The sequence below is a fragment of the Enterobacter sp. 302C9 genome (assembly GCF_034106085.1).
In the GTDB taxonomy this organism is placed as follows: Bacteria; Pseudomonadota; Gammaproteobacteria; order Enterobacterales; family Enterobacteriaceae; genus Enterobacter; species Enterobacter asburiae_B.
The window spans coordinates 35,146-60,167 of the sequence record NZ_JAWNBW010000001.1; the positions used below are offsets into that span (position 1 = coordinate 35,146).

Genomic DNA, 25,022 nt, shown 5'->3' on the forward strand with positions numbered 1-25,022 from the left:
CCCGGCCTACAAATTCTGCCTCTCCCTGTGGGAGAGGGGCGGGGTGAGGGCACCAGACCGCATTAATCCCGACAATAAAAAAACCGGCATCAAGCCGGTTTTTTTTATTTCACATCATCAGAACTGGTAGGTCATACCTACAGCAACGATGTCATCGCTGCTCACGCCCAGTTTATTTTTGTCGTCAATCTGGTTGATTTTATAATCAACAAAGGTGGACATATTTTTGTTGAAGTAATAGGTCGCGCCAACGTCAATATATTTCACCAGATCTTCGTCGCCAATACCTTCGATATCTTTGCCTTTAGACTGGACATAGCCCAGGGACGGGCGCAGACCAAAGTCGAACTGATATTGTGCGACAACTTCAAAGTTCTGCGCTTTATTTGCAAAGCCGCCGGAAATTGGCGTCATATTGCGGGTTTCAGAATACATTGCAGCCAGATAAATATCGTTCGCATCATATTTCAGACCGGTTGCCCAGGCTTCTGCTTTCTGACCCTGGCCACGTGCCAGCAGGTTCTGAGCATTGGTGCGGTCAGAGTTGGTGTAGGCGCCGCTGACGGCGAAGTCGCTGCCGCCGAAGTCATAGGTCAGAGAGGTACCAAAACCGTCACCGTTCTGTTTTTTGGCGTCACGGTTTTCGTTTTTGCCCTGGTACTGCAGCGTCATGTCCAGACCGTCAACCGCGCCGAAGAAATCGGTGTTACGGTAGGTGGCCAGGCCGGTAGCACGCTTGGTCATGAAGTTATCGGTCTGCGCGGAAGAGTCGCCTCCGAACTCAGGGAACATATCGGTCCATGCTTCGACGTCATACAGGGCACCCAGGTTACGACCGTAATCCAGTGAACCAAAGTTTTTCAGCTTCAGGCCCGCAAACGCCAGACGCGTTTTCTGAGTAGAGTCGCTCTCGGCTTTGTTACCTGCAAATTCAGATTCCCAACGGCCATAGCCCGTCAGCTGATCGTTAATCTGCGTCTCGCCTTTAAAACCGAAACGAACGTAAGTCTGATCGCCATCTTTGGTGGCATCATCACTGATGTAGTGCATGGCTTTCACTTTGCCGTACACGTCCAGTTTATTACCATCTTTATTATAAACTTCAGCTGCGTGAACGGATGCAGAAGCCACTACGCCCATAACCATTAATGCCAGAGTGCTCTTTTTCATTTTCGATCCTGTCTTATAAACGCGCTAAAAAATTCGCTGGACGATAAGCTCATGCTTAAGTCCCGTGAAAAAACAGGAAGGGTTTTATCGTTCTGGAATGAAACTTTTATGACAAACTAAGAATAATTTTAAAAAACTGTGATTTATTATTTCGGTAATAAAATTGTCAAAATTTCCCGCTAGGCTTCCTGATCCCGCGCAACAAAGTGTTTCGCGATGTGCTAAGGCAGTTGGCAACGGGGCTGACTCCTGTTAAAACGTTCGTTCGACATTACTTTCCCTTATCGTTGAACGGCAGAGAATCATGAGTGACAGCCAGACGCTGGTGGTAAAACTCGGTACCAGTGTTTTAACAGGCGGATCGCGCCGCCTAAATCGCGCCCACATTGTTGAGCTTGTACGTCAGTGCGCTCAGCTACATGCCGCAGGGCATCGTATTGTGATTGTGACCTCCGGGGCGATTGCCGCCGGGCGTGAACACCTGGGTTACCCCGAACTCCCCGCGACGATCGCTTCCAAGCAGCTGCTGGCCGCCGTGGGGCAAAGCCGACTCATTCAACTCTGGGAACAGTTGTTCTCCATCTATGGCATTCACGTCGGCCAGATGCTGCTGACGCGTGCGGATATGGAAGACAGAGAGCGCTTCCTGAACGCCCGCGATACCCTGCGCGCGCTGCTGGACAACAACATTGTTCCGGTCATTAACGAGAACGATGCCGTTGCTACCGCTGAAATCAAAGTGGGTGATAACGATAACCTCTCGGCGCTGGCCGCGATTCTGGCCGGTGCCGATAAATTACTGCTTCTGACCGATCAGCAGGGGCTGTTCACCGCCGACCCGCGCTCGAATCCGGAAGCCGAGCTGATTACCGACGTTCAAGGCATCGACGATGCGCTGCGCGCTATCGCCGGTGACAGCGTTTCAGGCCTGGGAACGGGCGGTATGGGGACCAAGCTGCAGGCCGCTGACGTCGCATGCCGCGCCGGTATCGACACCATCATTGCGGCGGGCAGCCGCCCCGGCGTGATTGGCGACGTGATGGAAGGCATCTCCGTCGGCACACGCTTCCACGCCCAGGAATCCCCGCTGGAAAACCGCAAACGCTGGATATTTGGCGCGCCTCCTGCTGGTGAACTCGTCGTCGATGAAGGGGCAACCGCCGCGATTCTGGAACGAGGAAGTTCATTACTTCCTAAAGGAATTAAAAGCGTGACAGGCAACTTCTCCCGTGGTGAAGTGATCCGTATCCGTAACCTCGAAGGCCGCGACATCGCCCACGGCGTAAGCCGTTACAACAGCGACGCGCTGCGCCGCATCGCGGGTCACCACTCGCAGCAGATCGACGCCATTCTGGGCTATGAATATGGCCCGGTTGCCGTGCATCGCGATGACATGATTATTCGTTAAGGAGCCAGAACATGCTGGAACAAATGGGCGCAGCCGCGAAGGCTGCCTCTTACAAACTGGCGCTCCTTTCCAGCCGCGAGAAAAACCGCGTGCTGGAAAAAATCGCTGATTATCTGGAATCCCAGTCTCAGGAAATTTTGCTTGCCAACGAGCAGGATCTGCTGGAAGCGCGTCGTAACGGCTTGAGCGAAGCGATGCTCGACCGTCTGGCGCTGAATCCGGCACGCCTGAAAGGCATCGCCGACGATGTGCGTCAGGTCTGCAATCTGGCCGACCCGGTAGGGCAGGTGATCGACGGCGGGCTGCTCGACAGCGGTTTACGCCTGGAGCGCCGTCGCGTGCCGCTCGGCGTCATTGGCGTTATTTATGAAGCCCGTCCAAACGTGACGGTGGATGTCGCCTCCCTGTGCCTGAAAACCGGTAACGCCGCTATTCTGCGCGGTGGGAAAGAGACCTGGCGCACCAACGCCGCGACGGTGAAAGTCATTCAGCAGGCGCTGGAGGAGTGTGGCTTACCGGCGGGGGCCGTACAGGCGATCGAGAGCCCGGACCGCGCGCTGGTCAACGAAATGCTGCGCATGGACAAATATATCGACATGCTGATCCCACGCGGTGGCGCGGGCCTGCACAAGCTGTGCCGCGAGCAGTCGACGATCCCGGTGATCACCGGCGGTATCGGCGTGTGCCATATCGTGGTGGACGACAGCGCTGAGATTGAACCGGCGCTGAAGATAATCGTTAACGCGAAAACCCAGCGTCCAAGCACCTGTAACACCGTTGAAACGCTGCTGGTGCATCAGGATATTGCAAACACCTTCCTGCCGGCCCTGAGCAAACAGATGGCAGAGAGCAGCGTGACGCTGCATGCTGACGCCAATGCGCTCGCACTGCTTCAGGATGGCCCGGCTAACGTTGTTCCCGTAAAAGCGGAGCAGTATGACGACGAGTTCCTGTCACTGGATCTAAACGTGAAAATCGTTGCCGATCTCGACGACGCCATTGCGCACATTCGTGAACACGGCACGCAGCATTCTGACGCGATCCTGACGCGTACCCTGCGCAATGCCGATCGCTTCGTGAACGAAGTGGATTCTTCAGCGGTATATGTGAATGCCTCCACCCGCTTCACCGACGGCGGCCAGTTCGGCCTCGGCGCTGAGGTGGCGGTCAGCACGCAGAAACTTCACGCGCGCGGCCCGATGGGGCTGGAAGCGCTGACCACGTACAAGTGGATCGGCTTCGGCGACGATACGATTCGTGCGTAAATAATCACGGGTGATGCAAAAATAGCCGTTTGATTCAAAAGGGCATTGACGCATCACCCGGATAGATCTAACCTTTTGCCCCGTGGTTACGCTCGTAACCGGCCTCTCAGGGCCGATATAGCTCAGTTGGTAGAGCAGCGCATTCGTAATGCGAAGGTCGTAGGTTCGACTCCTATTATCGGCACCATCCTCAATTCACACACGATTAATCCCACGCTTTGCGCGGCCAGAGACGGATTAAAGAGCTTATGGATGCTCTGCCACCGGACGAGCGACAAAAAGCATTAGAACTTCTACTGGCAGCCAAAGAGAGCCAGTGAACGGTTCGCCGGGAGTAACTAAAATTTTCCTGGTTTCGGTTCATTAAATTTCAGCTGCTTAAGAAAAAATGTATATAAGAATCAGTTTGTTAACTTTTAAGTGTACCGTTAGTTATCATGAAAAATCTCACTTAAAATTTTATATCTATTTACTATCAATGGTTTAACTAAATTGATGACGATGTTGAAGTAAAGCAAAACTGAAAAACCTGAAATTCCTTTCACTCTTTTCACCCTGCTCGCTGTATATCCCCTGTTGTGGCGCGGTCTGGCGCTATCATTTGTAAAAAATCCCAACTGAAAAATTTTTGCGATCTGAAAACCGCAGGCGAGTGCGGTGTAGTGCGATTTTGGTCATAAAGAGAAATTTTGGGCATGATTTTCTTGAGTGCCGGATGTAAGCTATTAAAAGTTATACTCACTTAGCAACAAGTCGAAGCGCTTATAAAAAATAATCTAGTTTTCCAAAAAATGTTTGGAAGGGAATAAATGAACATACAGCAAAAAGAACAAGTTTTAGGGCTTTTAGATGCTTTTGATGCTATTAACTTTAATGACAAAGTGGCTGAGTCATTTAAAGATAGCGGAGATATATCGCAAATTAATATTGGTGATATTAGTTTAAATGATTACGTTACTCTCGTGAATAAAGTTAGACATCATTTTAGGCAGGAATTTGATGGCTTAAATTATGTAACATTGCCATTCTCTTATAATTTTGGTAGTGAAATTGGTTCGGGAAATCTACAATCTGATCTTTCCAATATGAATGCATATATATCAGGTGCAAATTATATTAATTCACTCTCATATGTATATAGATTGGCAAACTATCAGAGGGTTAACGGTTTCTGGGAGTTGAATACTAGAAGGTCTTTTAAGAAGACTGAAAGGAAACTTCAAGAAGAATATGAACTTCTCGAAATGAAGAAGTCACTAATTGAACAAAGGATATTAGAGTTAGATGACTTTGTTGGTAAGGTAAGGGATGCTGAAGTTCGTGTGAATACATTTCTTGAGGAAAGTCACTCTCAAATTAAAACGTATGAGGCTTTGCTTCAAAATTTAGTATCGCAAAACGATTCTATTAATAATATGTTCAACTCCTCAACAGGTGTTGTTGAAAAGATAAACTCACAATTAGCTCTCGCTGAGAATAAAAATAGTAGCATTGATAAGATCTTTGATGATTCAGAAAAAGCATTGGATGCAATTAAGTTAAATATTTCGCAGTACAAAGAAGAATATGGTGAAATTAGTAAGAAGCTGAACGCACTAAATAGCTCATTTGATGAGAAATTAGCTTTTGTTGTTGGCAAGGAAGAGTACTTTAAAGAACGAAATGATTATCTAGATGCTCTGATTGGAAGAGAAGTTGGTGCATCACTTTTTGAAACGTTCAAACAACGGAAAAATGAACTTGCACCTTCTGTCAATTTTTGGAAGATCACGGTGCCTGTTCTTGCAATTGCAACGGTGCTCTGGATATTTTTCTTGTTCCATTTATCCGAAGGGCAGACTATGGATTATAAACTGATAATAATAAATTCTATCAAGGCATTACCTGCAATAGGCTTGCTGCTCTTTGGTATTTCGCAATATAGCAAGGAACGAAATTTTCAAGAGGAATATGCTTTCAAATCGGCTGTGGCATTGACATTAAAAGCATATTCTGAACAACTGATAAGTGAAGAGAATAAAGATGCTTTAATTCTATCGTCTGTTTCGTCGATATATAAATCACCAATATATCATTCTAAATTAAAAGTTGAGGATGGTAAAAATGCTATAGATTCAGTTTCAGATTTACTAGGCAAATTTAAAGATATTAATTTAACAAAAAAATAGGCGCTATAAAATAATTGTCTTTTTTTAATATTGTGAGTAGGGTGGGTTATGATTGATGAACTAAAAATATTAAATAAATTCAACTCCTTAACTGAGGATGAAAGAGAGTCTATAAATTTAAAGTATGCTGAGAAAAGCCATCGGCAGTTTAATGAATTTAAAAGTGCATATGTTAACGATGAATGTTACCTTTGTGGGAAATCGTTTAAAACGATTAGTAAAGAAACGCCATGTCTTCATTGGCTTTTAAGACGTTGCAAATTCAAGACGAAAGATTTCCCACTGCTCTATAATAAATTTGGATATGTAAATATTGCCGCTTTTTTACGATGGTGCGCTAATATGGAAAAACCATTGGTCAATATAAATGATCTTCCATTGGAAATGCCGAAAGGTAAAGTTTTATCTAGCACCATCAAATGGAAGAATATTGAATGGACTTTTGATTGTTCTGAATCGGATTTTAGAGGCCATGCAGGAACAGCAGTAGAATATCCGCATTATCATTTCCAAATGAGAATTGATGGTATGCAGTTTATAAACTTTAATACGTTTCACTTACCTTTCAGCAATGATGATTTATTTGCACTAACTATGGGACGTAACCATCCCGATAAATTCACTCATAACTTCGGTCAATTCGGAATGGGTATGGAAGCTGCTATGGCGTTTGTGGAAGACGATCCCGAATGGGCTTTAGAAAGTATGAGCCGTTCAGATGATGAGGCAGACTCAACCTACCACATATCTACACTAGCTATTGCTGGAGAGGGAGAAAAGATATCAGGAGATCTAATTGCAGATTTGATCGAAGAGTCACGTGCAACAGGAGTCCCATTAAGTAAATTAATGCAGGAGCGTTTACCGGAAAAAACGAATGTTCGCACCTTGATATCTCCTAGTGAGGCAGTACCAGAGATTGCGAAAAGAACAGAGCATAAAAAATAAGCTATGGTTAAGTGCCCTTATTCAAATGGGGGCACTTTAGGGGGCACTTTATCATTTGTTATTTAATAAATGTTTATAAGAAAGGTGATTGCGTTTGTTTTTTGTTCCTATTATCGCACCATATTTTAAAGCAGTCTTCCGACAATCAAATAAACAACATTTGTCCCTTGTGCATCAGCCATTACATTCCTCCGACAGCTCCGGCAAACCATCACACATCTCCTGCAGCTCATTAAACATCCTTGCCACATGGAAACCATCACACACCGAGTGATGGACCTGCACCGCGAGCGGTAACAACACTTTTCCATCCTGTTCGTAGTATTTTCCAAACGTGAACATAGGGGAAAAGAAGTTCTTCATGTGCGCAATGTTCATCGTAAAGTTCGTAAACGTTACCCAAGGAATAGACGATACGAAAAAGACATTTTCCCGGGACTCTTCTTTCGGCCAGTAAGAAAGGTTATTTCCATAGCGGGAGACGTCTTCTGCATAGGTGTTCTGGAAGTGATGAATATTGCCGTCGAAATGGCTCCACAATGACGAAAAGGTCTCTGTTTCAGGGTGGAAAATGGTATAGCTCGGATGAATTTCATTCCATATGACAAGCTCATTATCCTTCATGGCCATACGGAATTCCGGATGCCGGTTCATGATTTTAGAGAGGAGGAAAATAATCGTCGGGTAAAACTTCCAGCCGACCTCTTTGATATGTTTTCGCAGCGCGGTGATGTCGATCAGAACCGTTTGGTTAATTGTACACTCAGCAAATGACTGGAATACTTCAAAATGTTCCTTCCTGGCCCAACGAGATAAATCAACAGGCGTATATTCCGGGGCTGTTTTTTTCATTGTTTAACCTTTGATTATCAATCGCCTAAAGGGTTTTGGGCCAGAAAAAACCGCGCAACCATTTCAACCGTATCTAATCTTCCTGTCAATCTCAGCCTGTGGTTTTCCGAACAGATATCCCTGCACGAGATCGCAGCCAAGCGCCTGAAGACGTTCGAGCTGCGCTTCGGTTTCAACACCTTCTGCAATAACCCTCATATTGAGGCTCTTCGCCATGCCGGTTATCAATTTAACGATATTAAGGGCATCATCCTGCGTGGATATCGGGTTCACAAAGGATTTGTCGATTTTAATTTTATCAAAATTCAGTTCACTCAGCCGTGAGAGCGACGAATAACCCGTCCCGAAATCATCGATTGAAATTCTTACACCCAGCGTTCTCAGCTTTTTGAGAATAGTGATCGGCGTGTTGCTGTCGCTGAAGAGCGATGACTCCGTAACCTCTAATTCAAGACGGTTCGCCGGAAGTCCTGTCTCCTTCAGGATGGACTGTACCATTGCCGTAAAGGATTTCGTGCCCAGCTGAACGGGTGAGACGTTCACAGAGATCCTTGCCGGAACCGCCCAGGAAACCGCTTCCCGGCAGGCAAGCTCCAGCACGGTTTTGCCGATCTGGTTGATCATCCCCGTTTTTTCAGCGACGGAAATAAAGTAATCGGGTGACAGTATCCCCTTCACCGGGTGTATCCAGCGAATAAGCGCTTCATAGCCGTAAATTTCATTGCTGAATGAATCGACAATAGGCTGGTAATAAACAACGAATTCATGGTTATCGATCGCCAGTGCCATATCATGTTCAAGGGTTCTGCTTTCCTGCAACTTTTGCAGCATCCACTGACGGAAGACTTTTATCTGCTGTGAGCCCTCTTTTTTGGCTTCGTAGAGCGCCAGATCGGCAAATTTATAAAGGTAGTCAGAGCGCCGTTCATTATCAGATAAAACGATACCCACACAGGTGGCGATTTTTATCAGCTGGTTATTAATCGTATAGGGCTGGCTGATATGTTCGCTGATTTCTTTGGCACGCGAAACGGCGGCAGCTTCAGTGAGGCCACTGGACAAAAGGGCGAACTCGTCTCCGCCCAAACGGTAAAACGTATCAGTGGCGCTGCTCATTGAGGTGAGGCGTCTGGATACCTGATTCAACAGCAAATCTCCGGCATCATGGCCATAGGTATCGTTGACCTCTTTGAAGCGGTCTAAATCAAATAACATCACCGTGACGGGGATATGGTTTTTATCTGCCTGAAGATTAATTTTGTTGAGATCGTCCCAGAAGAAAAGACGGTTTTTCATGCCGGTGAGGGAGTCATGATAAACATCATATTCCAGCTTCGAGTTCTGAATTTGCAGCGTTTCTTTTGATATTTGCAGTTCGTCAGCAAGGCTTTTAACCTGCATGTGCGCTTTGAGAATGTTTTTATTCTGGTAGATCATTAAGAAACCCAGAATAAAGCTTAATATCACCAGTAATAATGAAAGTACCGAATAAATATAATACAGGATTTGTATTTTATGGTTGGATTCATTAACCGTGTTAATATCTTTCGTCAATGCCGTTGCAGAAAGTTGGCTCAGCGGTGCGTCGAGATCATGCATATTTGTCAGGTATGCCTGTAGCTCTGGATGGGTCATTTTTTCAAGATGGCTATCCAGATAGCTCAGTATTTTCTCTAAGCGCAAAGCGAGCTCCTGATGCGCTTTATCACTGTCAATATAGCGACCTAAATCTCCCCCTTTCATTAAATCGCTCTGGCTTAGCATAATTTCAAGACGCATGCGGACCTGGTCTATCGTAACGTCATCGGTATCGGTTGCGTATAGACCAAGCCATGATTCAAAACGGTAATACTCTGATACCAGTTGTGCCACGGACCAGGACTCAGTGTATTGAGTCAGTTTTTGCAATTCCTGCTGTCGATCGTAAACAAGGAATGCAATATATCCTGTCGTGATAAAAAGAGAAAAAATGATACCAACCAGTATCCTGTTCATTATGTTCTCCTGAACGACTACTCAATCTTCATTTTGCTAACCTGCCATGCTGATCGTGAGTAATAAATCTGATTATTCAACTCAGGAAGACTGTCATAGGGGTATACAATGAACGATGGGCCTTTATCGCGGATGCGCATATATTCGCCATTGACCTTTAAGGCAAGTATGGCGTTGTATTTTTTAAAGTCGCTGAGAGGGATCACGGTAGAGTAATCATTGAGCGCAATAACATTAACGTTAGTTCCCTTCGCACCCACATACTCCATGAGTTTGTTCATTGGAACACCCTCAAACTTCGTACGACCATTATACCAGGGAGATGTCGTCTCGAAACTCACTACTCCGAGTTTTTCAAGGCTGGCGAGATCAAACACTGCTTTTCCATTTTCATTGGTATTTTCTATATTACCGTAAATCGTTAAAATGGGTTTACCAACTGGTTTTGGCAGGTCGCCAGCCCAGGTTACACTTTGTACGAGACAGCATAACAGCAGTAGGGTTAATCGCATTTTGACCTCCACCTTTTGAACATAAGTATAAGAATTATAATTTAGATATCACACGAGTTTATATATTTTGTTGAGTACTAATGGTTTTTAGAATTTTTATTGGTTTTATTTCAATAAAATCAATAAGTTATTGATATGCGTTGAGCGGGTGTAAGACAGTGTGATGACGCTTAACTTTTTGAAAAAAGCTAAAGTTGCTTGCATAAGCTCTCTTGTGTTTAAAAAATGATCGCTTTAATTGATTGTAATCATCTTACACCATTGATTTTACCTGTGTTGAAACGGCGAGCGTGCAACCGCTCAGCATCTGTCCTTCGCGGGTATCGCCCCCCTGAAAGTGGTGCGGCCTGCGCTGTGCACAATTCGTCCACCTCACGTGAAAAGCCACTGGTTACGTAGCTCCGACGGGATGAATACTATCCTGCCGGTTTGCGCGGGTAACACGCCCGCTAAAAATGCTAACGCCTGCAGAATGAGTTTTTTCTTATGCCATGGCAGAAAATGTAAATAATGAAGAGAAGAGGGTATGAGATATTATCGATGAGATCGTCAGTTTACGGTTTCAATCTGTGTCTGAATAATTGCCTGATTTTTGGACGCTTCTTCCACTGGGAAGCGTCCACTTTTTTCTGCCAGCAAAAAGATATATATCCGGCATGTTAAAAATAGCGGTTATTCACTTTTTTGACGTAGGAGTCCTCTGTGCTATATGTAAACCGACTAAAATAGCGATCATCGTACCCATATAGAATTGACCCATCACCGCTTCAAGCATCGCCAGATTACGTGCAAAAGGATGTATTGCCAGAATATCTCCATAGCCAAGGGTGGTTAGCGTGGTCAGGCTGAAGTAAAGCATCGTTTCAATTGAGTTATCGTCCGATATTCCTGTATATGCATCTGGAATGAATCCCACCAGTAAACAGTCCAGCAGCGCAAACAAAAGTGAGATATTCAGATAGATAACCATGGCGCCGCGGATGCGATGAAGCGTTACAACACCCTCATCGAAAACCTGTTTTGCCACAATCCAGCTAACGTTGAGACAGAAAAAAATCCCTGACAGGAGAACCAGTATCCCTGTGGTTTTGAGCGTGGTCGCTGTTGACCCGACGGCCAACCCGACCAGACAAAAAGAAAAACTGAGGATAGCCAGATACCTTTTTATATCCTTAGAAACAATGAATACCGAAATCAAGGCCATCGCTGAGAACAATGCATTGTTTAGCCAGTGATAGTTTTTATGTTCGCTCTCCGTCACAGGGGAAATGATAAAAATAGTTAAAACCTGCAGTATTAGAAGAATGGTGAGACAAACATCCTTATAATCGCTATTCTTTTCAATAAGACATTGAAAGTCACTCATTTTCATGATGTTAACCTGAATTTAGCGTTTTTATATATGTCACATCCGGAATGTTAATCGGCCGGGAAACGGCTTATTACGTTGCTTGCCCGATGGTTTCAAAGCAGAAAGCCCGTCAGCCATGTTCTGTCAGGATGGTTCTCAGGTAATTGTTCAAGGATATGAATTAACGTATTCTGGTTGTCCTGCCCGCTGTTGATAAACCTAAAGAAATTGCTGTCACATTTGCTTTTGTGATATTGCATTTTATAGAACTCTTTTTTCCTTAAAAAAGTACGTTCTAGCCAGTTGAACTTTTTTATTTCCCTTTCAAGATATTTCATTTCGGAAATTGAAAGGAATATTTTCTTGTACAAAATATCCCGACTGCCCGGCATATATGATTTACTATCCATCAGATTTTCTCTGTTTTTTTGATACTCACGTCCTTGTGCTGAATAAATATCAGTGTCCTACAGACGCGGCATCCACCACGCGCGAAGGTTTAGGCGCTAATGCAATTGCGAATGCAGCGATAAAAAATATCACGCCGATCGACATCATCAGATTATTGGTCGACAGCATCATGCTCTGGCTGTTTACCATCTTGTCAAAAAGCTCACGCACAAATTGTCCACCTTGCTGAGGAGCCGAACTAATGTAGTGCGAAAGATCGCCAGTAGGGTCGACGACGGACGCCAGTTTGTCATGCGCAATATAGCGCTGGTCTTGCCATGACGTCGTTACGAGCGATGTGGCAAATGCACCCGATAACGTTCGAACAAAATTCATTAGCCCCGCGGCTGAAGCCATTTCCGTTTCATCTACAGAGCCCATTGCAAGCCCCGTAATAGGGACATAGTACAGCGGCATTCCAACGCCCATGAATAACAAAGGTACGCAGATGGACCAGTAGTCCATATCGGTCGTCGCATAGGATCGCCAGAAGGTGTCGAGACCCAGCCAGGCGCAGCCAAAGAAGATAAGAATGCGCGGATCGATTTTGTTGGAGAGGTTAGCGGCAACCGGAGAAAATACCACCTGCAAAAGTCCGCCCCAGGCCACCACAATCCCTGCCCATGTTGTTGTATACCCTAAGTTATATTGTAGCCACAAAGGCGTGAGGACATTCAGACCAAAAAAACATCCAAACGCAAGTGCGAGCACAAACATGCTGGCCGAAAAACCGCGATGGCGAAACACTCTGATATCGACGATCGGATGCTCAGCGGTTAGCTCCCAGATACAGAAACTTAAAAAGCCGATACAGGCAATAATCGCCAGAACGCAAATTTCTTCTGAGGCAAACCAGTCAAGGTCTTTCCCTTCATCGAGCATGATCTGCAGGGCACCAACCCAGATCACCAATAAAATAAACCCAACGATATCAATAGAGTTATTAACCAGCGTATCTTCGAAGATTTTCAGTACTGACCACGCCACGACTGAAAAAGCGATTGCCATCGGAACGTTGATGATAAACACCCACGACCAGCTGTAATGATCGCAAATCCATCCGCCAAGAACCGGGCCTATCACGGGCGCGAGCAATGTTGTCATCGCCCATAATCCCGTCGCCTGCATGGATTTTTCTTTCGGGAAAATACGCAGCAGTAAGGTTTGTGATAAGGCCATCAGGGGGCCTCCCGCCATGCCCTGAAAAACCCTCATCAGCAGCAGCATTCCCAGCGAAGTGGAAAGGCCGCAAAGCAAAGAGAAAATACCGAACATGAACACGGAAACGGAGAAAACGCGCACGCCGCCGAACCGTGTGGTTAACCATCCTGATAGTGGTACCGTAATGGCTTCAGCCACGGCATAGGCCGTGATGATCCACGTGCCCTGGCTGGTTCCTGCGCCCAGGGCACCAGCCATGTTGGGTTGAGTGACGTTTGCAATGGTCATGTTGAGCACGGCTAAAAAGTTAGCCATTGCAAGTACCAGGGCACCAATCCATAACATACCGCCTTTCAGCGATGGCGGCTCATTATCGATAACTAATGTAGACATGGCCTGGTTTCCGTTATTCACTTTTTAAGTTAACTGTCGCTTTCATGGACAGACCAACCCGCAGCGGATGTGCAGCAAGCTCATCAGCATTGAGTTTGATGCGCACCGGCAAACGCTGAACAACCTTGATCCAGTTACCCGTTGCGTTTTGCGCAGGAATAATTGAAAACGCTGCGCCGGTGCCGCCATCAAAGCCTTCGACCGTTCCATGGAAAGGCACGCTATCGCCATACAGATCGCTTACCAGTTCTACCTTCTGTCCCACTTTCACATGCTGGAGCTGAACTTCCTTGAAGTTGGCATTGACGTGAATTTGCTGCACCGGCACCACGGACAATAACGGTGTGGAAGGCTGGACGCGTTGTCCAAGCTCGACCTGGCGACGAGCAACCACGCCATCGACAGGCGAACGGATCACGGTTCTTTCCAGATCCAGTCTGGCCTGATCGCGCTTGGCTCTGGCGAGAGCAACTTCCGGGTTGGTTTCGGTATTTGCATCCTCAATCATCACGGCATTCGCCTGTCTTGCGCCCACAGCCGCCTGTCTTGCTGCATCTGCTTGCGCCACGGCCGCTTTAGCGGCATTCAGGTTTGCCAGTGCGGAAGCGTAAACGTTTTGAATTCGCGTCAGTTCGTCGCCTGAAATCGCACCCGTCTGCATTAACGCTTCGCGTCGCTTGAGGTCAACCGTCGCGCGCTGGAAGTCAGCGTTTGCAGCATCAACCTGGGCCAGCAGGCGTTTTTGCTCTTTTTCATTCGCCACAACTTCTGCGCCGAGTTTTGTGTCGGTGGCCTTGTATCCATTTACCCGCCGTATGGCCAGGTTCAGGTTTGCTTCCGCCTGATTAAGCGCTAACTCTGCGTCAGTGGGATCCAGCTGGATCAGAACATCGCCTTTTTTTACCACCTGAGAATCCGTGACCAGGATGGCACTGACCGTACCGGTGATCGCAGAAGAGAGCTGCGCGGACTCGACATCGGTATAGGCGTTATCGGTTTCAACATATCGGGAACCCACTAATTCCCAATAGGCGAACGAGCCTGCGCCTGCCAGCGCGATGCTTAATGCGAGATAAGAGAATAAACGTTTTCTTTTTTTCTTTTTGATATCGGATGATTCAATATTTTGATTTTCAATAGCTGCAGAATGACTCATTTTATTTCCTTTCTTTCCACTATTTAGTAATTAACCTGGTGTTAAAAAATCACTGTTTGCTCGAGGTATATCCGCCGCCCAATGCACGCGCTAATGCGACGTCAATCGTAAAAGCGCGAGAATTTACGTCGGCTAATTTTCGGCGGGCCGCGACCAGCTCATCTTCCGAGGACAACACGTCCAGATAATCAGCAACCTTTCCTTCATACCTTTGTCTGGTGAGGGAATACGCCTTTTCTGCCGACGTGACTGCGCCCTGAGAATAAAGCATCTCGTCTTTAAGAGAGGCTCTGCTGGTGAGCGCATCGCTCACTTCCCGAAGTGCATTCGTTAACGTGTCGTTATAAACCTGCACGGCAATGTCATATTCACCGCTGGCGTATTTCAAATCACCCTGGAGCTTCTGCGTATTAAATATTGGCAACGATATGGCCGGGCCAAAGCTGCCAATTGCTGAGCCACTCCGGGTAAGGTTGTTAATACCCAATGACTGGAACCCGGCAAAGGCAACCAGATTAACGCTGGGGTAAAAACCGGCTTTTTTCTGTTTGATTTGCTCTGCTGCCGCCTCGGCGCGTAAACGTGCCGCGACAATATCAGGACGGCGACCAATCAGATCCAGCGCAATATTGGGAGGAAGTTCCTCATGCGCTAAAAGCGTTGCCTTAGGCGCGGTTATTGCCAGCGATCTATCAGGCCCATCGCCGATCAGGGCAGCGAGCTCATGTTTTTTGATCGCAATAGCTTCATCTATTGCCACCAGGTTTGCTTTTGCGTTGAGTTGACGCGTCTCAACCTGTTGCAGGCTGGATAAATCTTCAAGCCCCGCGTCATGCCGTTGCTGGAACAACGCGAGCGTACTGGTTCGTATAGTGAGGGTGTCGTTAAGCGTTTCGCGAACGGTGTATAAATGCGCCAGCTCCGCGTAAACGGTAACAATAGAAGAAGAGAGCACCAGCCTTGTTTGTGCTTCTTCCGCTACCGCCGCCATTTCACCAGACGTCGCAGCCGCGAGCGCTGCGCGGTTTTTACCCCAAAAATCAATTTCCCAGCTCATATCAAGCGTGGTGCGCCCATAGCTGTTCCAGTTTTGAGGCGTTGCGCTTTCAGGCGTCACATAGTTGTAACTCATTTTGTCCCGCATAAAGCTGGCGTTTGCGGTGACCTCAGGGAAAAGCGAACCGCTCGCACTTTGCGTCATCGCCTGCGCCTGTTTCACGCGAGCTTCGGCGATGTTAAGCGTGGGGGAATTTTTAAGCGCGTCATCAATCAGCCCGTTGAGCTGCTCGTCACCGTATTTCTTCCACCAGTAATCTTTCGGCCACTGGCCGTTCTGGTGCGGGAAACTTTGATCGCTTTTAAGTTGTGTGACCGTCTTCATAGGCGGTGGGGTGCCAAGATCGGGGATCATGGCGCATCCGCTCATACTGATGGCGGAAATGACAACACAGCTCATCACTATCCTGGACCGGGTTAAACCGGAAATACGACACCTCGGAAGTGTCTCCTGAAAACCTTTCATCAGTACGCTCGTCATGCTGGTCATAGGGAAGTCCAAATACAGTACCGTACAGTACGGTACACTTTATATCTTGACTTCTGAGCGCCGTCAAATGAAAATGTACTCGTCAGTACGATTACGAACCCTACTATCTGACGTGATTCCGAAATCAGAGAACAAAAAGTGTTGGCCCCGGCCAGACACCTAAACTAACGAGGAAACATATGGATAAAAGAGCGCTTAAACGGCAACAGATCCTGGAGGTCGCATCCGGACTGTTTCGACAAAAGGGATTTGATGCCACGTCTATCTCGGAGATTAACGCGATTGTTGGTGGCTCAAAATCGACAATTTACAGTCACTTTTCTTCGAAAGAAGAGCTATTTGTAGAATGCATGTCTTCAGAAACTGAACAGTATATAAAGAGCATGACTATTGAAACTGCGGGGCAGGTGCGCCTTTTCAGAAAATCACCACAGCTGGTCATCGAGCAATTTGCCGTTGCCTTTTTACGCTATATTTGCTCTCCGGATATTGTGGATTTGCAAAGATTAATGATTTCCGAGGCCGGAAGATCGGGTATCGGAGAATTATATTATGCGCGAATGCAAAAACTGCGTTCAAATGTTTCGGCGCTTTTTACCGATTTAATGAATCAAAATATTTTAAGAAAAGATGATCCTGTGCTGGCGGCCGAGTATTTTCGTTCTCTTCTCCAGGCCGACATACTGGAACCCTTGCTTTTAAAAGCAAGAAAGGATCAGCCTGACGAAAGTGAAATCGTCATGAAAGCGCAGGCCTCCGTTAATGCGTTTATGAAACTGTATGGTCCTGAAAAAATTGAGGATGTAGCAAAGACATCTTTATAAAATACAGTAAGCGTTCTTTCACCCTATTATTAGGGTGATTTTTCTTTTAGGAATATTTATTTTCAATTGTCATTGGATGACTTTGCCAACGGCCTTCTTGTAAATAAAATTTCGTGGATACTTATGTGTATAAAGTTTACTCTCTTAAAAGATCGTGAAGCTGTAATTAAGTCTCTTACTCACTGGATTGACTCGAATTTATACAGACCCATTACCGTTTTAGATGTGGCGCGGAAATCCGGTTATTCATTGGCTTACATTCAGCGGAACTTTCGCCAGGAGTGTGGCATAAGTATAGGTCTTTATATCCGAAGCCGGAAACTTGAAAAGGCCGCGCATATGCTCAGACATACGCAGCTCTCTGTTTCAGATATATTCACGATGTTAGGGTACGAGGAGCCGTCAACGTTCAGCAGAGCCTTCTCGAATCAATATGGACTCTCCCCGACCAAATACCGCGAGCTGGCAAAAAAAAGTCATTACATGAATGGATTGTCGATGTTGATTACTGAGGTAACGCGCGAGTAAAGCGATAATCCGCTAACCCGCCTCCAGCATCCCAAAGCTCACAATCCGCGCGCGGCCCAGCTCTTTCGCCCGGTACAAGGCCACATCCGCGGCGCGCAGCAGGTTGTCAGTCTGGGCATGTTGTGGGTAGCTGGCAATGCCAATCGACACATCCACCGGCCCAATCTCGGTCAGCCCGTAGCGAAGCGACAGCTCATGCACGCTATTGTAAATCTTCTGCGCGCAGGCGTGCGCCTCTGGTTCATCGGCACCGGGAAGCAGGACCAGAAACTCCTCGCCCCCGTAGCGGAATGCGAGTCCGTTGTCATGTGCGGCCCGCTGAACAATTGACGCCACGCTTTTAATCACCTGATCGCCCGCTTCATGGCCGAAGCGGTCATTGATGCTCTTGAAGTGATCGATGTCGATCATCATGCAGCTTAACGGTTCGCCGGTGCGCAACGCCTGTGCCGTTTGGGTTTGCAGGGTATCTTCCAGATGATGACGATTACGCAGGCCGGTGAGCGGGTCGAACAAGGCTTTTTCCAGCAACGCGTCGCGCAGACGCTGGTTGGCCAGCGCCAGCCCGAGCGCTTCGGCCATCAGCTCCAGATAGGCGCGGGAAGGGGCGTTGTCCGCCGTAATATTCTGGAAGGAGAGCAGGCCAATGGCCTCGCCCTGGGCGATAAGCGGCACGCACAGCGAGCTTTCAGCTTGCGATGCCGGAAGATGGTAGCAGGCGATATCCGGCTCACCGTTTACCGGCGGGTGGCTCTGCCCGCGGCGCACGGCCCAGCACTCGTCCGGGTGGAAGCTCGTCTCTTCCCCAACCGGTGAAAGCCAGTGTGCGACGCAGCGCATCTGCCATGGCTCCCGGTCAAGGACGTAAAGTCGCCCCGCGATCCCCGGCGCGATATTAGGCGCAAACAGCTCCGCCACGTTAATCACATCGTTAAAGTTCTCACACCCCTGCAGCCGCTGGGTCATGCGCGCCAGCAGCTCGCGGATGGCCCAGTCGGCATCGCGTTCTCTTTCCAGACGCTGTCGCGCCAGGCCGTTTTCGCGGAAGATGCGGATGGCCTGAGCCATGTCGCCAATCTCATCAATCTGGTTGAAATTGGGCGTTTCAACTGCGTAATCCTGGGATGCCAGGCGGTGCACCACGTCGCTCAGGCGCACCACGGGGCGCAGCACGCGGCGCTTTAATATAAAGCCGAGAACAAACAGGAACAGCAGGGCGGTCAGGCCGACCATCAGCTCAGAGGCCGTACGCAGCGCTTTCGATGTTTTTGTCGCGTCCTGAACGGAGGCGATGACGCGTTTGTCGAGTATCTGGCGGAAGTGATCGAGCTGGCTCTGCGCGCGCTCCAGCTCCTGCTCATAGGGCGCACCGTAGAGTAGCGCAACGGCCTGCGCGTCTTCTCCTCGCTCAAGGCTGGAAAGGGCGGTTTGCTGTTCGTCCTGCAGCTCATCGACGATCTTTATTCCTTCATGCAGCAGGGCCAGTTCTTCATCCGATGCGCCGTTATCCTGCAACTTTTCCAGCCGAAGCTCGATGCTCTTCAGGCTGTTTTCCGCCTGGTCATATTCCTTGAGAACCTGAGGATCTTTTTTAATGACGTACAGCCGTGCTAAATCAGACTGGGCCCAGATATCGGTTTCGATATCTTCCGTGAGCTGATCAAATTTCTGCCGTTGTTCAACGGCCTGACGCTCGAGGGTATCAGCACTGGACGCCATCAGCATGATGATGCCGGAGGCGATGGTCAGGCAGACCGTGGCACCGTAGGCCCAGTTTGTTATCGTTGCGATTCGCACCTGATGATCCTTTTACGACATGAGTAGGATGGCGTTCTTTCAAATTATAGAAAACGTTTGATTTAAGGCGAAAAAAAAGGCGGCACAGCGCCGCCTGGTGTGGTCTATATCGTCACATCCTCACAATTCTGGAGGATTTTTTCCTTCTTCGATGAAGTCGGGGTCCAGCTCTTCGGCGTTACCTTCGTGATCGCGCCCTGAGAAGAGGTTCCAGCAGGCGATAAACAGCGCGGCAATGAGCGGCCCAATCACAAAGCCGTTAATGCCGTACAGCTCCATGCCGCCGAGGGTGGAGATCAGAATCAGGTAGTCCGGCATTTTGGTGTCTTTTCCCACCAGCAGCGGGCGCAGGATATTGTCCACCAGCCCGACGATAATCACAAAGAAGCCGACAATAAACAGCCCTTGCCAAAGCTGATGGGTGGCGAACAGGAAGATGGCGGCGGGCACCCAGACAATCGCCGAGCCGATGGCGGGCACCAGCGAGAGGAAGGCCATCAGCGCCCCCCAGAGCACGCTGCCGTCAATACCGGCAATAGCAAACGCAATCCCGCCGAGGATGCCCTGAACCACCGCTACCGCCGCCGTTCCTTTTACCGTGGCACGCGACACGCCGACGAATTTGGCGAACAGGTGTTGCTTGGCGAAATCAGACAGCGGCAGGGAGTCAAGGATCTGGCGCACCAGATACGGGCCGTCTTTCAGCAGGAAGAACAGCAGATAAAGCATGATGCCGAAGCTAATCGCAAAGCCAAACGTGCCCTTGCCAATCAGGAACGCGCTGCCGGCGAGATATTGCCCGCCCTGCAGGGCGACATCAGAGAGTTTTTTCTGGATCTGCGCCGCGTTGGTCAGGTTGTGATCCGCCAGGAAGCCGCTGGCCCAGTCAGGCAGATGGTTAAATATGCTCGCCACCACTTCCGGGAACTGGGTGTTGTTCTCCTGAAGCTTCGTGTAAACCACGTTCAGCTCAATGGCAAGCGAGGAGAGGATCACCATCAACGGGATAAAGACGATCAGGCAGATAATGCCAATGGTCAACAGCGAGGCGAGCCCGTTGCGATCCCCCAGCGCGGCGCGCAGCCTGTTTTTTACCGGGTTAAAGATGACGGTCAGAATGGCGGCCCACAGTATCGCGGAGAAGTAGGGCGACAGTATGTCGAAGAAGGCCCAGGTGACGAGGGCGAGAATAAAAATGAAGAAACCTTTGGTCAGTCCATTAAAGCGCATAGTGATTCCTGGTAACGAATAAGCAGAGTCGACTATAGAACTGATTTGAGGATTTACCAATAATTCTGCCGCTGGCGTGCCGGGCGATGGCTTCGCGTCTGACCCGGCATACAGACCTCAATAATGTGTTATGTTTTGATGAGATTTTAAACAGCTCAGGACGACAGCATGGAAAAGGTCTTTTCAGGTGGGTGCTTATGCGGCTCGGTTCGCTTTACCGCTGCGAATGGGGGCAATGTGCACACCTGCTCGTGCGATATCTGTCAGAAACACACCGGCGCACAAACCGTCGTATGGATTGAGTTTCCGGCGGAAAACGTGCAGTGGATCGGTCCGGGCGGACGTCCGGCGACATGGCGATCGTCGGACTACTCCAGCCGGGCGTTTTGCCCCACCTGCGGCAGTTCAATTGGCGCGATTGATGATTCACCCACCGTTGCCTTATTTACTGGCGTGTTTGACGATCCGGACCAGCCGGAGTTTGCCCCGGAAAATCACTCCTTCGACGACATGATGCCTGCCTGGTGGCGACATACCATGAGGGAAGCGTAAAAGTATGATCCGAGGGTTCATCGTTACCACTTTCGACTGACCGAAGATCGCCGCTTCCCGCACCATGCTGTAAGTATCTGCTTGCGGAGGTGCTTATGGCCTGGCGTCCGATTCTCTATGTGATCCTCACGACCCACCCCAGACTCAGCGCGAGGCGTGCCCGTTTGCGTCTGGTCATCTAGCTTTTTATTAACAATCGCGGTATAACACACCTTCTTTGGATGTTTAGATGTCCATACGTATAGAAGGTAATATGCAAACACAACAAGAAAATGGGCAGCTTAAGCGCACCATGAAAACACGCCACCTGATTATGCTCTCGCTGGGTGGCGTGATTGGGACAGGGTTATTCTTCAATACTGGATACATCATTTCAACGACCGGGGCGGCGGGCACGCTGCTGGCGTACCTGATAGGCGCGCTGGTGGTCTGGCTGGTGATGCAGTGTCTGGGCGAGCTTTCCGTGGCGATGCCGGAAACCGGCGCGTTCCACGTCTATGCTGCCCGCTATCTTGGCCCGGCGACGGGCTACACCGTGGCGTGGCTCTACTGGCTCACCTGGACGGTGGCGCTCGGCTCCAGCTTCACCGCCGCGGGGTTCTGCATGCAGTACTGGTTCCCGCAGGTGCCCGTCTGGGCCTGGTGCGTGGTCTTCTGCGTGGTGATTTTTGGCCTGAACGTCATCTCTACGCGCTTTTTTGCGGAAGGCGAATTCTGGTTCTCCCTGGTGAAAGTCATCACCATCATCGCCTTTATTATCCTTGGCGGGGCGGCGGTCTTTGGCTTTATCCCGATGCAGGACGGTTCCCCCGCGCCGGGCTTAAGCAACATCACCGCCGAAGGCTGGTTCCCGCACGGCGGCCTGCCGATCCTGATGACCATGGTGGCGGTGAACTTTGCCTTCTCCGGGACGGAACTCATCGGCATCGCGGCGGGCGAAACGGAAAATCCGCACAAGGTGATTCCGGTTGCGATCCGCACCACCATTGCGCGCCTGATTATCTTCTTTATCGGCACCGTGTTTGTGCTGGCGGCGCTGATCCCGATGCAGCAGGCGGGCGTGGAAAAGAGCCCGTTCGTGCTGGTGTTTGAAAAGGTCGGTATTCCTTACGCGGCTGACATCGTTAACTTCGTGATCCTGACGGCGATCCTCTCGGCGGCGAACTCGGGCCTGTACGCTTCCGGGCGCATGCTGTGGTCGCTGTCGAATGAGAAAACGCTGCCGCGCTGCTTTGCCCGCGTGAACAAAAACGGCGTGCCGCTGACGGCGCTCTCGGTCTCTATGCTCGGCGGCGTGCTGGCGCTGTTCTCCAGCGTCGTGGCCCCGGACACGGTGTTTGTCGCGCTCTCGGCGATTTCTGGCTTTGCAGTGGTGGCGGTGTGGATCAGCATCTGCGCGTCGCACTTCGTTTTCCGTCGCTGTCATCTGCAGTCCGGCCAGCCGCTCTCTGCGCTGCAGTACCGCGCGCCGTGGTATCCGCTGGTGCCGGTGCTCGGTTTTATCCTCTGCGTGGTGGCCTGTGTCGGCCTGTGGTTTGACCCGAGCCAGCGCATTGCCCTTTATTGCGGGCTTCCGTTTGTCGCCATGTGTTATGGTGCGTACTACCTGACCCGAAATATGACATCGCAGGAGCCTGAACATGTCGCAGAATAACCCGCTTACCGCCATCCTTGAAAAACAGCCGTTTGTGGTGCTGGATGGCGCGATGGCGACGGAGTTGGAAGCGCGCGGCTGTAACCTGGCAGACAGCCTCTGGTCAGCCAAAGTGCTGGTGGAAAACCCGGAACTCATCCGTGAAGTGCATCTCGATTACTACCGGGCTGGGGCACAGGTGGCGATCACCGCCAGCTATCAGGCCACGCCTGCGGGGTTTGCGGCGCGCGGTCTGGACGAAGCGCAGTCCCGCGCGCTGATCGGTAAAAGCGTGGAGCTGGCGCGTAAGGCGCGCGAAGCGTACCTGGCCGAAAACCCGCACGCGGGCACGCTGCTGGTGGCGGGATCTGTTGGGCCGTATGGCGCGTATCTGGCGGATGGCTCAGAATATCGCGGCGACTACGTGCGCAGCGCCGGGGAGTTTACTGCCTTCCACCGCCCGCGCGTGGAAGCGCTGCTGGATGCGGGCGCTGACCTGCTGGCCTGCGAAACGCTGCCTTCGTTTGTGGAGATCAAGGCGCTGGCGGCGCTTCTGGCCGGGTACCCCCGCGCCCGGGCGTGGTTCTCCTTTACCCTGCGCGACAGCGAACACCTGAGCGACGGCACGCCGCTGCGCGAGGTGGTCAGCGCGCTGGCAAACTCTCCGCAGATTGTCGCGCTGGGCATTAACTGCATCGCCCTGGAAAACACTACGGCGGCGCTGAAGCATCTGCAAAGCCTGACGTCGCTGCCGCTGGTGGTCTATCCGAACTCGGGTGAGCATTATGACGCGGTAACCAAAACCTGGCACCACCACGGTGAAGCGTGCGAGACGCTGGCGGGGTATCTGCCGCAGTGGCTGGAAGCCGGCGCGAAGCTGATTGGCGGATGCTGTCGCACCACGCCGAAGGATATTGCTGAACTGAACGCGCAGCGCTGATGCCCTCACCCTGACCCTCTCCCACGGGGAGAGGGGAAAAAAACAACCGCACAAAATCAACTATCCTTTCCCGCTTTTTATCTAAAAACGAATCGTTATGAGCGATTCATTTTTATTCCTTTATCAAAATTCCCGCGCCGGAAATACTGCCCTCATAACAACAAGGGGAGCAGACATTATGGCAATTTCATCGCGAATCACACTTCTCGGCGCACTGGCGCTGTGGGCATTTCAGGCGCAGGCGGTGGACGTCACCGTCGCGTATCAAACCTCTGCGGAACCGGCGAAAGTCGCGCAGGCGGACAACACCTTTGCGAAAGAGAGCGGCGCGAAAGTCGACTGGCGCAAGTTCGACAGCGGGGCGTCCGTCGTGCGTGCGTTAGCCTCCGGCGACGTGCAGATCGGCAATATCGGCTCCAGCCCGCTGGCGGTTGCGGCCAGCCAGCAGGTGCCGATCGAGGTTTTCCTGCTCGCCTCGCAGCTCGGTAACTCTGAAGCGCTGGTGGTGAAGAAAAACATCACCAAACCGGAAGATCTGATCGGCAAACGCATTGCCGTGCCGTTCATCTCCACCACCCACTACAGCCTGCTGGCGGCCCTCAAACACTGGGGCATCAAGCCGGGTCAGGTACAAATCATCAACCTGCAGCCGCCGGCGATTATCGCCGCCTGGCAGCGCGGGGATATTGACGGGGCTTACGTCTGGGCTCCGGCAGTGAACGAACTGGAAAAAGACGGCACCGTGCTGACCGACTCTGAAAAAGTGGGCCAGTGGGGCGCGCCAACCCTCGACGTGTGGGTCGTGCGCAAAGACTTTGCCGAGAAACATCCTGAGGTGGTGAAAGCCTTCGCCAAAAGCGCGATTGACGCCCAGCAGCCGTATATCAGCAACCCGGATGAATGGCTGAAGCAGGCCGCCAACCTGGAAAAACTCTCCCGCCTGAGCGGCGTGCCGGAAGCGGACGTGCCGGGGCTGGTGAAAGGCAATACCTATCTGACCCCCGCGCAGCAGGTGCAGCAGCTGACCGGGCCGGTGAACAAAGCGATTGTGGATACCGCCACCTTCCTGAAAGAGCAGGGCAAAGTGCCTGCGGTGGCGGCGGATTACAGCCAGTACGTGACCGATCGTTTTGTGAAATAAGG

21 protein-coding genes and 1 tRNA gene are annotated in these 25,022 nt (G+C 49.9%); 11 read left to right on the plus strand and 11 right to left on the minus strand.

Going from position 1 to position 25,022, the window contains the following annotated elements; all coding sequences use genetic code 11:
• Positions 1-117 precede the first annotated feature (117 nt).
• The gene (phoE, locus tag UR289_RS00190) at positions 118-1,170 is read right to left on the minus strand and encodes a phosphoporin PhoE (RefSeq protein WP_033144705.1); all 1,053 of its coding nucleotides are present in this window, start codon (positions 1,168-1,170) and stop codon (positions 118-120) included.
• 304 nt (positions 1,171-1,474) lie between these two features.
• On the opposite strand from phoE, the gene proB reads away from it, so the two are divergent.
• The 5 genes from proB to UR289_RS00215 all read left to right on the plus strand — a co-directional run bounded on the left by proB (position 1,475) and on the right by UR289_RS00215 (position 6,959).
• Entirely contained in the window at positions 1,475-2,578 is a 1,104-nt protein-coding gene (gene proB / locus UR289_RS00195) for a glutamate 5-kinase (protein WP_023310508.1), read from the plus strand.
• A gap of 11 nt (positions 2,579-2,589) precedes the next feature.
• Complete coding sequence (gene proA / locus UR289_RS00200; protein WP_320708946.1) at positions 2,590-3,843, plus strand: glutamate-5-semialdehyde dehydrogenase; 1,254 nt, start codon at positions 2,590-2,592, stop codon at positions 3,841-3,843.
• A gap of 111 nt (positions 3,844-3,954) precedes the next feature.
• Positions 3,955-4,030, plus strand: a tRNA-Thr gene (locus tag UR289_RS00205).
• 622 nt (positions 4,031-4,652) lie between these two features.
• Positions 4,653-6,011 carry a hypothetical protein gene (locus UR289_RS00210; protein WP_320708947.1) on the plus strand — a complete coding sequence of 453 codons (1,359 nt, stop codon included), beginning with the start codon at positions 4,653-4,655 and terminating at the stop codon, positions 6,009-6,011.
• A gap of 48 nt (positions 6,012-6,059) precedes the next feature.
• Positions 6,060-6,959 carry a hypothetical protein gene (locus UR289_RS00215; protein ID WP_320708948.1) on the plus strand — a complete coding sequence of 300 codons (900 nt, stop codon included), beginning with the start codon at positions 6,060-6,062 and terminating at the stop codon, positions 6,957-6,959.
• 174 nt (positions 6,960-7,133) lie between these two features.
• Here the strand turns inward: UR289_RS00215 and catA are convergent, their stop codons facing one another.
• From catA to UR289_RS00255, 8 genes are all read right to left on the minus strand, one after another.
• Complete coding sequence (gene catA / locus UR289_RS00220) at positions 7,134-7,811, minus strand: type A chloramphenicol O-acetyltransferase (protein WP_320708949.1); 678 nt, start codon at positions 7,809-7,811, stop codon at positions 7,134-7,136.
• A gap of 63 nt (positions 7,812-7,874) precedes the next feature.
• On the minus strand, positions 7,875-9,806 hold the full coding sequence (locus UR289_RS00225) for a bifunctional diguanylate cyclase/phosphodiesterase (RefSeq protein WP_320708950.1): 1,932 nt from the start codon (positions 9,804-9,806) through the stop codon (positions 7,875-7,877).
• Positions 9,807-9,823: 17 nt separating this feature from the next.
• Complete coding sequence (locus tag UR289_RS00230; protein WP_039263874.1) at positions 9,824-10,318, minus strand: molybdopterin-dependent oxidoreductase; 495 nt, start codon at positions 10,316-10,318, stop codon at positions 9,824-9,826.
• Between the two features lie 676 nt (positions 10,319-10,994).
• The gene (locus UR289_RS00235) at positions 10,995-11,690 is read right to left on the minus strand and encodes a potassium channel family protein (protein ID WP_320708951.1); all 696 of its coding nucleotides are present in this window, start codon (positions 11,688-11,690) and stop codon (positions 10,995-10,997) included.
• 92 nt (positions 11,691-11,782) lie between these two features.
• Positions 11,783-12,079 carry a hypothetical protein gene (locus UR289_RS00240; protein ID WP_320708952.1) on the minus strand — a complete coding sequence of 99 codons (297 nt, stop codon included), beginning with the start codon at positions 12,077-12,079 and terminating at the stop codon, positions 11,783-11,785.
• Positions 12,080-12,128: 49 nt separating this feature from the next.
• The gene (locus UR289_RS00245; RefSeq protein ID WP_320708953.1) at positions 12,129-13,673 is read right to left on the minus strand and encodes a DHA2 family efflux MFS transporter permease subunit; all 1,545 of its coding nucleotides are present in this window, start codon (positions 13,671-13,673) and stop codon (positions 12,129-12,131) included.
• 13 nt (positions 13,674-13,686) lie between these two features.
• Positions 13,687-14,829 carry an HlyD family efflux transporter periplasmic adaptor subunit gene (locus UR289_RS00250; RefSeq protein WP_047648609.1) on the minus strand — a complete coding sequence of 381 codons (1,143 nt, stop codon included), beginning with the start codon at positions 14,827-14,829 and terminating at the stop codon, positions 13,687-13,689.
• A gap of 49 nt (positions 14,830-14,878) precedes the next feature.
• Positions 14,879-16,375: an efflux transporter outer membrane subunit gene (locus UR289_RS00255; RefSeq protein WP_320708954.1), complete on the minus strand. Its 1,497-nt coding sequence runs from the start codon at positions 16,373-16,375 to the stop codon at positions 14,879-14,881.
• A gap of 179 nt (positions 16,376-16,554) precedes the next feature.
• On the opposite strand from UR289_RS00255, the gene UR289_RS00260 reads away from it, so the two are divergent.
• A complete protein-coding gene (locus tag UR289_RS00260; protein ID WP_048975098.1) occupies positions 16,555-17,199 on the plus strand; it encodes a TetR/AcrR family transcriptional regulator in 645 nt (214 codons plus the stop codon).
• Between the two features lie 123 nt (positions 17,200-17,322).
• Complete coding sequence (locus UR289_RS00265) at positions 17,323-17,727, plus strand: helix-turn-helix domain-containing protein (protein ID WP_000334957.1); 405 nt, start codon at positions 17,323-17,325, stop codon at positions 17,725-17,727.
• Between the two features lie 12 nt (positions 17,728-17,739).
• Here the strand turns inward: UR289_RS00265 and UR289_RS00270 are convergent, their stop codons facing one another.
• Positions 17,740-19,524, minus strand: a complete 1,785-nt coding sequence (locus UR289_RS00270; protein WP_320708955.1) for a diguanylate cyclase — start codon at positions 19,522-19,524, stop codon at positions 17,740-17,742.
• Positions 19,525-19,644: 120 nt separating this feature from the next.
• A complete protein-coding gene (locus UR289_RS00275; RefSeq protein ID WP_033144729.1) occupies positions 19,645-20,754 on the minus strand; it encodes an AI-2E family transporter in 1,110 nt (369 codons plus the stop codon).
• Between the two features lie 168 nt (positions 20,755-20,922).
• Here UR289_RS00275 and UR289_RS00280 point away from each other — a divergent pair, with 168 nt between their 5' ends.
• The 4 genes from UR289_RS00280 (at position 20,923) to tauA (ending at position 25,020) form a co-directional block, all read left to right on the plus strand.
• Positions 20,923-21,306, plus strand: coding sequence for a GFA family protein (locus UR289_RS00280; protein ID WP_047061215.1), 384 nt, complete (start codon positions 20,923-20,925; stop codon positions 21,304-21,306).
• Positions 21,307-21,559: 253 nt separating this feature from the next.
• On the plus strand, positions 21,560-22,960 hold the full coding sequence (mmuP, locus tag UR289_RS00285; RefSeq protein ID WP_320708956.1) for an S-methylmethionine permease: 1,401 nt from the start codon (positions 21,560-21,562) through the stop codon (positions 22,958-22,960).
• Entirely contained in the window at positions 22,947-23,879 is a 933-nt protein-coding gene (gene mmuM / locus UR289_RS00290; RefSeq protein WP_069303716.1) for a homocysteine S-methyltransferase, read from the plus strand. The genes mmuP and mmuM overlap by 14 nt, the downstream gene beginning before the upstream one ends.
• 178 nt (positions 23,880-24,057) lie before the next feature.
• Positions 24,058-25,020, plus strand: coding sequence for a taurine ABC transporter substrate-binding protein (tauA, locus tag UR289_RS00295; RefSeq protein ID WP_320708957.1), 963 nt, complete (start codon positions 24,058-24,060; stop codon positions 25,018-25,020).
• The last annotated feature ends 2 nt before the right edge of the window (positions 25,021-25,022 follow it).